Below are 12,450 nucleotides of genomic sequence, written 5' to 3'. Positions count from 1 at the left end.
GACCCGTATCTATTGGATGCGGGTCACTTTTGTTTAAGGTCGACAAATTAATTGGTAGGACGTAGCGGGTTCGAACCGCTGACCTCCGCCCTGTCAAGGCGGCGCTCTGAACCAGCTGAGCTAACATCCTTCGAAGACTTTTTATTAGGAAATATCCGGGATCACGATATTAGGCTAATTTTCTCTATGATCCAATTTCAGATGGTAAACCTTTCTGGAAGGAATGCGATAGAGTAAAAGCAGGCCAATAATAAAGATTACCAGCAGAGCGAGAATGCTATTGCGCATGCTGCCGGTCATTTGTTCGACTGCTCCGTAGATGAATGTTCCCAAAACAATTGCCAGCTTTTCGGTCACATCATAAAAACTAAAATAAGACGCGGTATCCGTAACGTTTTCGGGGATCAGCTTGGCGTAGGTAGACCGGGACAGTGACTGAATGCCTCCCATCACCATTCCTACCGTACAGGCGATTATATCAAATTCCCTTGCCTCCGTTGTGTGATAGGCTCCCGCACAAATTCCAATCCAGATGGCTACGCCGATCATTAATGCATAAATATTACCAATTTGACCTGATAACCAAGCAAATATGTATGACCCAGCAATGCCGACCAGTTGTATAAGCAAAACGGTGATGATGAGGCTTTGCGAGGGCAGCTTCAATTCTGTCGCTCCAAAGATTGTAGCCACATACATAACGGTACGCAGACCCATCGTGTAGATAAAAAAAGCGCTGAGAAACTTGGCCAGGTAAGGCTGTTCCTTCAATCGGCCGTACACTTTTTTTAGTTCTAGAAATCCATTAAATAACCAATTTCCATCCCTCTTTTCTTTCTTTTTACCAGCTGGTAGATAGTGGAACGGGATCTGCGCAAAAAGTATCCACCACAAGCCAACAGTCAGGAAAGAGATTCTCGCAGGGACGGATTTTTCCGTAATTCCATAAAACTGAGGAGCCAGTATCATACTGAGATTGAACAAAAGAAGCAAAACACTGCCCAAGTAACCCAGAGAAAAGCCCCGGGCGCTGTAGGCGTCAAACTTATCTTCTGTTGCGATCTCTGGTAAGTATGAATCATAGAATACAATACTTCCACTCCACCCTATCAGGCTCAAACCAAATAAGAATACAGATGGAATTAAGGTATCCTTTGTGAAAAAGTATAGGAGCATGCAGCTGATCGCTCCTGTATAGCAAAAGAATTGCATAAACCGTTTCTTCTTTCCTGTGAAATCCGCAATCGCCGTGCATAGGGGAACCAGTGAAGCCGTGATTAAAAAAGAGACAGATACGGTATAGGAAAAAAGCACCGAGCTTTTGATTTGCAATCCGAAAAAATTAGTGTCCGGAGTTCCTGAGGCGCCCAGCGCGGTGGCACTGAAATAAACCGGAAATATGCTGGATATAATGACCAGAGCATGTACTGAATTGGCCCAGTCGTACATGCACCACGCATTCACGATGGTGCGATTATTCTTTTCCATTCATTCAAATTTCCTACAAAATAAGAAAAGCGACAGATTCTATCCGCCGCTTTTCCAAAACAATATATCTTAACAATTACAATTACTTGATCACCGGTGCAAAAACCATGATTGTTTCCTGTTCTACACCACTCACTGGCATTTTACTCTTCAATCTTAGCTTACTGTTAGTTAGCTCCTCAACACCAAATTCACCAGAAAACCCAGATATTTTAATGTCCAATGTTTTATTTTCATTGGTGAGATACCAGGTACCTCCATTGATTACCTGTTTCGAATTCTGATCGATCGCCTTAGTCACATTGTTTTGCAGGAATTGAATGTCCATTACTTCCTTAATGGCCTGCGTTTGCATATTCAACTGATTCAAAGGAATGTCTTTGCCCGCCAGGTCTGTAACAGTCGACATACGCCAGGGATAGTTAATCAGTATTTTATCCTTTTCTGTCAGCGTGGGAGTTTCGTTCTTATCTTTGTCTTTGTCGCAACCTGATAGCACTATTGCAAAAAAAAGTGGGGTAAATAGCAGTAATCGTTTCATATTCGAGACATTTTATATTTCAAGGCATTTTTTGGTTCACGGAAAAGTGAAAATTACACACACTGCAAATTAACGAATTTGTCTGATCAAATCTTATGATCCACTATACTAAGATCTATTTTAAAGTATTATACAGAGCGATAACTTTATCCTGCGGTTTATATTCCAACATTTTTGCACAGGATTGTCAGCCCGGTTATGTGCTAAATCCGGTCACTGTTAACAACTCCATTGAATGGAATAAATTTCCCGAATTTTCTCTTCCTTTTAAAATCATTTACAGCGGCCCGAGGTTCGGTGACACGCAATCTCTGCCGTTGAAACACGGTTTCAGCCATATTTCCGCATTTAGCGGACCCGAGCCCAGTTCCATAAGTGCAAGGCAAAGGGCAGTTCTCTGGTATGGCGTGGCTACTTCCAGCGGAAATCAGCCCTGGGCTGATAATGTGTTACGCAGTCCGTGGGGAAATGATACCGCTGCTTATCGCAGCTTTTGGGACAATTATGCATCAACAATTTTCGAAACCGACATCATTTGCCTGGACATTGAGCGCATGCAACGCGAAGATCGGGACATTCTCGCACTTAAAAGCAATAATCAGATTCCCCAAAGCTATCGCAACTTATCCAATGCTGACTTTTTGATCGCCTACAAACGGGATATCAGGTGGTGGTATACCGAGGCCATTAACAGGCTCAGAGCCAAAGGTTTTAAGGGCACAATTACGAGTTACAGCGATGTCCCTATCCGCAATACCTGGCTCAATATCACCTCTAACAGCTGGCAGGACTGGACGACAAACCTTGCCCGTACGCATTATCTGACGCAGGATAATGCAGGCAAAGTCGGAGGCAGTTACTACAATTCGCTGGACTTCCTATCCCCTTCACCTTATTACTATTACGGCTACGATCATCCGATTGGCAAGGACTATTTGTCTTATTTACTTTTTAATATCGAGTCAAATATTGCTTGGAGCGACAAGCCCGTCATTCCATTTGTCTGGATGCGCGTGCATGATAGTTATGATCCTAAAACGCCGCTTATTACGCCATTCATGGCTGAGGCAACGGCAATTTTCCCGTTCTTTTCCGGGGCAAAGGGGTTGTGGTTATGGGAGAATCCGTTCCTCCCGAGCGACCGCCAGGAAAACTACGCTCCATATGAATATTTTATCAAAGGCCTTTACAGACTTTCGTTATTTAAAGATATGTTCGAAGGCGTTTACCAACTGGTCATTCCCGAGTCCGCGCGGGACCTAATGGAAAAGCAAACGCCGGTTTGGAGGGGTGTTGTAAAAGGAAATGATATTTTAATTGCAGCGCAAAACCCTTATGCTGCTGATAATCAGACAACCGATATTGTTGTGTCCCATCAAAATTGGTCAAAGAGCATCTCATTAAAAGGCAAAGAAATCTTCCTATGCAAATTCGATTTAAACGATGTAGTCGCTTCGACTCAGCCCATTTTGTCGGATGCATATGTTTACCCCTACCTGCTCAGGACAGATATGAATGTTGTTCTAACGACCGCAAATGGAATTTCAGATATTGCCCTTTCCATCCTGAATACCAAAGGACAATCGGTTTTTGAAAAAAACTTCAAATCTATTTCTAGCGAGTATAAGGAAACTGTCGCGCTTCCTGGTATGCCTTCTGGTATATATTTTGTCAGGTTCACAAGCAAATCAAAGACAATCGTCAAAAAAGTGGTGGTTGTTCAATAATATATCCCACTTTTTATGAACCGTCTTAGCCAGCAAACAAGCCCATATTTACTTCAGCACGCCCATAATCCTGTGGACTGGTATCCCTGGGGAGATGAAGCCCTTCAAAAAGCGAAAGACGAAAACAAACCTATTTTAGTAAGCATTGGCTATTCTGCGTGCCACTGGTGCCATGTAATGGAGCGTGAATGCTTCGAAAAAGAACCAATTGCTGCGGTAATGAACGATTTTTTCGTATGTATTAAGGTCGATCGTGAGGAAAGGCCGGATGTCGACGCTGTTTATATGGATGCGGTACAGGCCATGGGTGTACGTGGAGGTTGGCCTCTGAATGTTTTTCTGCTTCCCGATTCAAAACCTTTTTACGGCGTAACCTATTTGCCTGCTCAAAACTGGGTTCAATTATTGACAAGCATTAACAACGCCTATCAGAATCATTACGACGAGCTGGCCAACTCCGCTGAGGGGTTCGTTCAGAATATGGTTATTTCTGAAAGTGCAAAATTTGGTCTCACAGAGTCTGCAAGCGAATACAACTTGGCAGATTTAGATTTGATGTTTGAATCGCTGCAACAAAATTTCGATACACAAAAAGGAGGAATGGACAGGGCGCCCAAATTTCCGATGCCATCTATTTATAAATTTCTGCTCCGCTACTACGACATTAGCCAGAATCCGGAAGCGTTAGCGCATCTTGAACTGTCGTTAAACCGAATTGCATTGGGCGGGATCTACGACCATGTTGGAGGCGGCTGGGCGCGGTACTCGGTTGATGATGAATGGTTTATCCCGCATTTTGAAAAAATGTTATATGATAATGCGCAGCTGCTGAGCACTTATGCTGAAGCCTACGCATTAAGCAAAAACCCACTTTATGCCGACAGAATAAAAAAGACAATCAACTGGCTGCGGCAGGAAATGCTAAGTACAGACAATGGATTTTATTCTGCGCTTGACGCTGACAGCGAAGGAGTTGAAGGCAAATTTTACATATGGACCGAGCAGGAATTAAAGGAAACTTTGGCCGAGGATTTCGAATGGTTTTCCAAAATCTACCGTATTTCGAAAAAAGGGAATTGGGAGGATGGATACAATCATCTGCATCTCACCGACTTTGTAGAAAGTGTAGCAGGAAGCCAAGGCGTCATGGCTGAGGAATTTTCGGAGCGCTATCAGCATGCATTGGACAAACTGGCTCAAAAAAGAACTGAAAGAATCCGTCCAGGCTTGGACGACAAAATTCTTGCTTCTTGGAACGGGCTTATGATCAAAGGATTATGTGATTGCTACCGTTCCCTCGGTGACGAATCCATCCGCGATCTGGCGATTGCAACGGGTCGCTTTATTTCTGATGGAATGACCATGGATGGTAAATTATTACATAGCTATAAAAACGGAGTTGCAACAATAACAGGATTTCTTGAAGATTACGCTGCCATTATCCAGGGATACCTTGCACTTTACCAAATCACTTTCGATGAATTTTGGATAAAAAATGCTCAATTACTGGCCGATTACACCATAACCAGTTTTTATGATCAGTCTGAGGGTTTTTTCAATTTCACCGATATGCACGCCGAAGCGCTGATTGCTAGAAAGAAAGAGCTTTTCGACAATGTTATCCCAGGATCCAATTCCATCATGGCCGAGAATCTTTACCTGCTTGGCACAATGCTGGATAGGGAAGATTACGGCAAAATAGCGGATAAAATGCTTTCCAAAATGAGCAAATTAATATTGGGAGAAGTTCAATGGGTGACAAACTGGGCCGCATTATATTGCCTGCGAGCGGTTCCTACCGTTGAAATTGCGATAGTAGGAGAAGACGCGGATGCCATTCGCAAAGATTTTGACCGCTTTTTCATCCCCAATAAAATAGTAATGGGCACTGCCACTTCGTCTGATCTTCCATTGCTCCTAGACAAAACGGATATCAATGGAAAAACTGCCATATACATCTGTTATGACAGAACTTGCCTGCTTCCGGTTAATAAAGTGGAAGAGGCGTTGGCACAACTCCGGTAGTTTAAAGCAATGAATAATACCTCTCTCGAATCACATTCATGTGGTGAACAGGATGACCCAAAATCACAAATCCCAATGCCAACGGCGATATTTGTGTTTGATATGCAATCCCTAAACGCACGATCATGGTCTCATCCATGTTACGGAACAATGCGATCGTGGCCAACCTTACCGTTTTAAATTCTTCCATCAAATCGTCAATCGTTCTTTGATCAGCCATGGTATTTGCGCCAAATACTTGTTCGTCGTACCCTGGCAATGTTGTCTGATCGTTTCTTGAAAACCGCAGAGCCCGGTAAGACATAATCCGCTCATTGTCTATCACATGCTGCAAAATATCCTTCACGGTCCACTTGTCCTCGGCGTAAATCTTATTGCCAAGCTCCTTTAACTTCGCCAGATCACCGTACACTGTCTCGGGCGAATATTGATTGAAAGCTTCAAAAATATCCAGATCTTCCACCAGATTAATATAGCGGTCGAAAAAAGGAGGCATTGGATTGATATCGGACTTCTTCATAAAAATTGGTATTTTTTTGCGCTGATAAAAGTAATTCAAGTGTTAAAAAAGGCTAAAACCACAAACGTTTTGTTCAAAACTTTGCCCATGAAATCCTATAAGATGTTTCAAATTTTGAACTAATATGATTACATTTGATTAGAAATCCTTTAATGCATTGAAAAACATAGTACCCATAGGTTTGTTGGTTTTATTGCTCTACAACACGTTTGGGCTAAGTTTTGCTATCCTCTTCTTTGAAAGAGACTTTCAATCGGCTTCTGTTTCCAATGGGCATGACAACTGGAAGCAAATTAAAATGTACCTCCCTTCTCTACCCTACTCTGGCGATCTGGAAGTTTCTCAGCATATAAAGGGTTTGGTTCGTCATGATGATCAATTTTACAATCCTACCGAGGTCCTTCATCAGAACGATACACTTTACGTTACACTAAAAGCCAATCAGCCCGCCCGCGATCATTTTTTTGAATTGGCCAACGCCATGCAAGCCGTGGATGCTTCTCAGACCGATCTTCCCAAAAGCCCTTTTGGAAAAATATTGAAGCAGTTGAGCAATCTGGCTACTGACTATGTCTCCGAAAGCATTTCTTTTCAGCTCACAGATTCGGTGTTTATTCCGGATCCAATTACCAAAACCGGCTTTCCGTCTGATGTAAGATATCTATCTTTTAAGGCGTTACTTGGAACTCCTCCACCTGAGCGTGCCTGATTTATTTTTTTCAAACCGGCTGTAACCGATTCAATTCTTTTGAGTAAGCTGATTTTGGTTTTTGTTCAAACCAGGATTACAGTAACTATCATTTGAGCTTTTACACAGCCCAGTATCTCTGATTTTCAATTTTTCAAAACATTGTATATGCTCTATACTTTACAAAAATGCAAGCAAAATCTGATCATTTTGGTTTTCATCCTGATCGGTTCCTTGTCCGCGGCTTTCGCCCAAATGCCGAATGATGCCATCTATATGGCGAAGAACATAGCTTGTGTCGCAGTGTCCTATACGAATAGTTCCTGGGATAAATATTGGGAAAATTCATTGCTGCGGGAAAACCTTAATATTGGTACGCATACCACCCAGAATGTGATGCCAATGCTGGCTGTAGGCATCACCAAAAACCTGAATATCATCGCCGCTGTCCCATACATCTGGACACAAACCAGTGCAGGTAACCTGAGATGGCAAAAAGGTTTTCAGGATGCTTCAGGCTGGATTAAGTACCGTTTCATCAACAAATCCGGCCTTTCCTTGAATGCAATTGTCGGCGCATCGATCCCGGTTGGCGATTACATTCCCGACTTTTTACCAATGTCAATCGGATTGCAATGCAAAACCGCGACTGCAAGATTGCTGGCGAGCTACCGTCACAAAAGCGGTGTTTACCTCACAGCATCAGGAAGTTACATTTTCAGAAGCAAGATTAACATTGACCGGGATTCGTACCAGTCAGATGGTAAACTTTATAACACCAATAGAGTCTCCGTCCCAAATGCATATGATGCGGCCGCCCGCCTGGGTTATTTAAAAAGTGGTCTTCAGGCAGAGGGATATGTGGAATATGGTGCCTGCGATGGTGGAGATTTTATCCGTAGAAATGATATGCCATTTCCCACCAATAATATGAAAACAACGTCTGTTGGATTCTATGCCAAGTATCAACCTAAAAATTTCGGACTTAACGCTCGGGCAGTTTATGTTGTAGATGGAACGAATATGGGCAAAAGCACTGCCTATTCAGCTGGCATACTATACCAGTTCCGTTTTGCGAAAGCCGAAAAAAAATAATTACATGACACATTTCATTATTAAAAATATAAATATGAAGAATCACATCAGGTTCATCTTATCCACTCTTACATTAGTGGTTGGACTGGTCACTTCTTGTACTAAAACCATTGATGAACCAACTGCCGGAATGAATAATCCGTCCAGCCTGGATGAAAATGCAGGTACCTGGAAACCGTATGTATTAACATCTTCCAGTGAAGTGGTTGTTCCCAAACCACAGGCTACGACATCGCCTTATTACACGACGGAACTCAAGAAATTAAAAGATATTGTTGACGCTGTTACGCCGATACAAAAGGAGCAGGTTAATTACTGGGCAGCCGGGGCCGTTTTTAGATGGAATGAAATCGCGCGTGAGTTGGCTGCACGTTACAACAGCCCGCCTGCATCCAAGCCGGATGGAAAGTACCCACTGCCGGATGCTGCAAATCCATTGGCTGATCCTAAGTTCCCTTTTGCTAACCCACCATATGCGGCCCGTGCGCTGGCTTATCTGAGTGTAGCGCAATATGATGCATTGGTAAGTGCCTGGAATTATAAATTTAAATACAACAGAAAAGCGCCTTCGAAGCTGGACGAATCATTGAAGTCGCTGCTGCCTGTAACGGACCTTCCATCTTATCCATCCGAAGACGCGGTAGTGGCAGAAGCTTCCTTTTTAGTTCTAAAAGCAATGTTTCCTGGCGAAGTTCCTTATCTGGAAGAAAAGCTTGCACAACATAAAAACAGCCGTCTTTGGGCCGGGATGAATGTTGAAAGTGACATTATCGCCGGTGCGGAACTTGGGAAAGCAGTTGGTGCGAAGGTGATGGCACGTGCGAAAACCGACGGAATGAGCACTGCCAATAACCAGGCAAAAACAGCCGAGATGATTGCGAATGCAAAGACAATTGGTACGACGGTACCTTGGGAAAGTCAGGAATTCCCGCCCCGTCCGCCAATGCTTCCGACTTATGGTTTGGTTACTCCCTGGAATTTCAGTAAAGAGACTGTTCCGACACTCCGTCCGGTACCGCCTCCAACTATGGGAAGTGCGGAATTTAAGAAAAACATGGACGAGTTATTGGAAATTGCCAAAAACCAGACGCGTGAACAGGCAAAAATCGCTAGTTTCTGGTCGGATGGTGTTGGTAGCTATACGCCTCCGGGCCACTGGCATAAGAGAGGTGCTAATTTGTGCCACGAGAATAATTTTAGTGAAGTAAGAACTGCCCGCACACTGGCGTTACTGGGAACAACATTACAGGATGCCGGGATCGGCTGCTGGGATACGAAATATTATTTTTACTACCCGCGCCCAAATCAGGTAAGCAAGAGGGTGAAAACTTCTGTTGGATTGCCTAATTTCCCTTCTTATCCATCCGGACATTCGACTTTTTCCGGGGCAGCCGCTGAATTGCTGGCATTTATTTTTCCTTCTGAAAAACAGAAGTTGGATGCAATGGCTGCGGAAGCTTCGGTTTCTCGTATTTACGGCCTAATCCATTATCGTTTTGATTGTGAGGCTGGCTTGTCCAGTGGTCACAAGATAGGCGAATTTGCTGTCCAAAGAGCTAAGACGGACGGGGCACAATAGACAATAGAAAGAAAGCATAAAAAAATGAAAAACGCCTCGCAAGCAAGCTGCGAAGCGTTTTTCATTTTTAGTGTGTTATTTAATTGGCTTAGTATTGGTTAATCTTTGTCCTTTTAATAATAAGTCGATCATTTTCGCGATTCGCTCGACTTTCGTTTCCTCTCGCCTGGCAGCATACACCCAATCCCGGAATTCCTTTTTTGCGCCTTCCTGCAACTTCATGAAGTTTTGATAGGCGACCGGTTCGTCTTGTAAACAATCAATTAATTCCTGCGGAATTTCCAGTAGGGAGTTGTCAACGAACAAAATGATATGAACCCAATCCCCTGCTTGCTTCCTAATTTTCTTCCTTATTTCGGCCCTCACCGGTAAAAATAAATGTCCGTTGCCCATCGGCATCAAATGGTAGTTACTGATTTCAAAGTCATCAATTTTACCTTTCACTTTGACCTGGCCAAAAGGTCCTTTTTTATCCAATGGAATTTCGGCAATCACCACATATGTCCATCCGCCTTTGGCCTGTATTTTTTCCAGCTGATATTTTTTGTCGACCAAGGGTTTGCCCACTACTTTTTTCATTCTAGGCCATTTACGGCAGGCGCCATTTCAGGCAATGTTATTAATATCAAAGGGTAGTTTTCGAATTCTCATTCCTGTTGCAGCGAAAACAGCATTGCCTAATGCAGGTGCAACCGGAGGTAAGCCAGGCTCACCTACCCCGCCAGGATTAGATCCGCTATCAATGATGTAAATTTCCATGACAGGCGTTTCTTTTAACCTTAGCACATTGTACTGATGGAAATTAGTCTGATCGCAAACGCCATTGGTGAATGTAATCCCGTCTTTGATCGCGGCGGTAATTCCCATCACAATGTTCCCTTCAGTCTGGGCTTTGACATTGTCGGGGTTAACATAGTAACCACAGTCCAGCACGGAAACCACTTTATCGATTTTAATTCCCTTATCTTTTTTTGAAACAGTAATACAACAGGCAGAAATGCTGCCAAACGAACTGAAAACAGCTAATCCTTTGCCAGTACCTTCAGGTAGCTTCTCTTCCCAATTCGCTTTTTCGGCCAGCGTTTCCAACACTTTTTTAAATCGATCGTCCGAAAGAATTGCCAATCTTGCTTTTAATGGATCTTTCTTAGCAAGATGGGCTAGCTCATCTATGAAACATTCCTGTCCCCAGCCAAAATTAGAAGCATAAACCGACCTCCACCAAACCACTGGAATGTCCGTTTTCACATGAGTCCAACTCACTTTGGAGGCGGCGCTGAATTGATATTTGTTATTTTCAGTCGCCAATTCCCCACTTAGCCAAGGATCCGCTTCGTTTTCATTCAATTGTTTAAACACTTGACCGGCTATCGATTCGCCGATGGCGTGGTGATGATATCCGGTGATCTTTCCGTTTTCCACAAAACCTTGCATATGGCTGAGCATTCCTGGGCGGTAAGGTCCTTGGGTAATATCATCTTCCCGTGTCCAGATCACTTTAACCGGTTTTTTGAGCTCCTTGGAAATGTGACAAGCTTCCAGGAGAAAATCGTGGTAAGCCTTGCGTCCAAATGCCCCTCCTAATAAGGTCACGTTGATCTTTACCTGCTCAGGCTTCAATTTCAAATAACCACAAACGTCCCTCAACGCCCAGTCCGGTCCTTGTACGGGTGCCCAGATTTCTACCGACCCGTCATCTTTTACATGCACGATTGCGTTTTCAGGCTCAATGGGTGCATGCGCTAGAAATGGGGTTTCATAATTTGCCTCAATTTTTTCCTTCGAAGCAATGTACTTGGACGAAAAGTCGCCTTTCTCTTCAAAATTGATCCCGTCCTTTTTAGCGGCTTCGTAAGTCGCTTCAAAATATTTGGCGGTATTAACAGTTTGGTCATACTGCGCATTATCCCATTTTACATTCAATGCCTTTTTACCTTTCAAAGCCGCCCACCAGTCAGTAGCAATTACTGCCACAGCATCCGACGTACGGTGCGGCATCGTCCGCTCTGTTTTCATGACCTTCAAAACACCCTTAACTTTTTTAGTCTCAGCATCATCAATTGAGAGTACTTTTCCGTGAATTCCGGGCGAGTGCAGAATACTCGCATAAACCATTCCAGGAATATCCACATCAATTCCGTAAACAGCCTTGCCAGTCACGCGGTCCGGAACATCGAGTCTTTTATTAAATTTTCCAATGATCTTAAAATCCTTCGGAGATTTTAACTTTGGTTCTTTGGGTATCTCCAATTTTGAGGCATCCTCCGCGAGTTCTCCGAATGTCAGACTTCTTCCGCTGGCCTTGTGCAGGATTTTTCCGTCTTCCGCAACACATTCCGATGCCTGGACCTCCCATCTTTTAGCGGCAGTCGTTGTAAGCATTTCTCTGGCTGCTGCTCCGGCTTTTCTAATCGGCATCCATAATTCTCTTACGGAACTGCTGCCTCCTGATGTCTGGCTCCCATATTTACCTTGTCCATCACTTTGGATGATCAGGATCTTTTCGAGTTCCACTCCTAACTCCTCTGCCAATAACGACGGAACCGCCTGGGTAGATCCCTGTCCCATATCCGGACGCGGGTTTACCAGGGTTATACTTCCATCGGTGGCAATAATGATGAAGGGATTAATTTCCAATCTCAAAACCGCAGTTGCGATCTTTTTTACGGAAGCGTCTTTTGCAAATCCCGAGATTCCCAGTGCCAGCCCGACCGAAGTTAAACCAGCTACTTTCATGAAATCCCGGCGTGAGCCATGTATATTTTCCAATGTCTTTGTAGCTAAGGA

General features: G+C 43.6%; 10 protein-coding genes and 1 tRNA gene. 5 read left to right on the top strand and 6 right to left on the bottom strand.

The window, feature by feature from the left end; translation table 11 throughout:
* Nucleotides 1–52 precede the first annotated feature (52 nt).
* The 3 genes from FHS68_RS20125 to FHS68_RS20115 form a co-directional block, all read right to left on the bottom strand.
* A tRNA-Val gene (locus FHS68_RS20125) sits at nt 53–130 on the bottom strand.
* A gap of 44 nt (nt 131–174) precedes the next feature.
* Nucleotides 175–1,488 (bottom strand): MFS transporter, encoded by a 1,314-nt coding sequence (locus FHS68_RS20120; protein WP_167274034.1) that lies wholly within the window; start codon nt 1,486–1,488, stop codon nt 175–177.
* 82 nt (nt 1,489–1,570) lie between these two features.
* Nucleotides 1,571–2,029 carry a hypothetical protein gene (locus FHS68_RS20115; protein ID WP_167274032.1) on the bottom strand — a complete coding sequence of 153 codons (459 nt, stop codon included), beginning with the start codon at nt 2,027–2,029 and terminating at the stop codon, nt 1,571–1,573.
* Nucleotides 2,030–2,124: 95 nt separating this feature from the next.
* On the opposite strand from FHS68_RS20115, the gene FHS68_RS20110 reads away from it, so the two are divergent.
* Complete coding sequence (locus tag FHS68_RS20110) at nt 2,125–3,756, top strand: T9SS type A sorting domain-containing protein (RefSeq protein WP_167274029.1); 1,632 nt, start codon at nt 2,125–2,127, stop codon at nt 3,754–3,756.
* A gap of 15 nt (nt 3,757–3,771) precedes the next feature.
* Nucleotides 3,772–5,781: a thioredoxin domain-containing protein gene (locus FHS68_RS20105; RefSeq protein WP_167274026.1), complete on the top strand. Its 2,010-nt coding sequence runs from the start codon at nt 3,772–3,774 to the stop codon at nt 5,779–5,781.
* Nucleotide 5,782: 1 nt separating this feature from the next.
* Here the strand turns inward: FHS68_RS20105 and FHS68_RS20100 are convergent, their stop codons facing one another.
* On the bottom strand, nt 5,783–6,301 hold the full coding sequence (locus tag FHS68_RS20100) for a DinB family protein (protein ID WP_167274024.1): 519 nt from the start codon (nt 6,299–6,301) through the stop codon (nt 5,783–5,785).
* A 157-nt stretch (nt 6,302–6,458) separates the two neighbouring features.
* Here FHS68_RS20100 and FHS68_RS20095 point away from each other — a divergent pair, with 157 nt between their 5' ends.
* The 3 genes from FHS68_RS20095 to FHS68_RS20085 all read left to right on the top strand — a co-directional run bounded on the left by FHS68_RS20095 (nt 6,459) and on the right by FHS68_RS20085 (nt 9,663).
* Nucleotides 6,459–7,010, top strand: a complete 552-nt coding sequence (locus tag FHS68_RS20095; RefSeq protein ID WP_229211983.1) for a hypothetical protein — start codon at nt 6,459–6,461, stop codon at nt 7,008–7,010.
* 147 nt (nt 7,011–7,157) lie between these two features.
* A complete protein-coding gene (locus tag FHS68_RS20090; RefSeq protein WP_167274022.1) occupies nt 7,158–8,084 on the top strand; it encodes a transporter family protein in 927 nt (308 codons plus the stop codon).
* Nucleotides 8,085–8,118: 34 nt separating this feature from the next.
* Nucleotides 8,119–9,663, top strand: coding sequence for a phosphatase PAP2 family protein (locus FHS68_RS20085; RefSeq protein ID WP_167274019.1), 1,545 nt, complete (start codon nt 8,119–8,121; stop codon nt 9,661–9,663).
* 75 nt (nt 9,664–9,738) lie between these two features.
* Here FHS68_RS20085 and FHS68_RS20080 read toward each other — a convergent pair whose 3' ends face one another.
* On the bottom strand, nt 9,739–10,242 hold the full coding sequence (locus tag FHS68_RS20080) for a YdeI/OmpD-associated family protein (RefSeq protein ID WP_208408372.1): 504 nt from the start codon (nt 10,240–10,242) through the stop codon (nt 9,739–9,741).
* Between the two features lie 27 nt (nt 10,243–10,269).
* Nucleotides 10,270–12,432, bottom strand: coding sequence for a xanthine dehydrogenase family protein molybdopterin-binding subunit (locus tag FHS68_RS20075; protein WP_167274016.1), 2,163 nt, complete (start codon nt 12,430–12,432; stop codon nt 10,270–10,272).
* Between the last annotated feature and the right edge of the window lie 18 nt (nt 12,433–12,450).

Origin of the sequence: Dyadobacter arcticus (assembly GCF_011762185.1) — a bacterium.
In the GTDB taxonomy this organism is placed as follows: Bacteria; Bacteroidota; Bacteroidia; order Cytophagales; family Spirosomataceae; genus Dyadobacter; species Dyadobacter arcticus.
The sequence above is the reverse complement of the archived record's forward strand: the minus strand, read 5'-3'. Positions and strand labels throughout refer to the sequence as shown.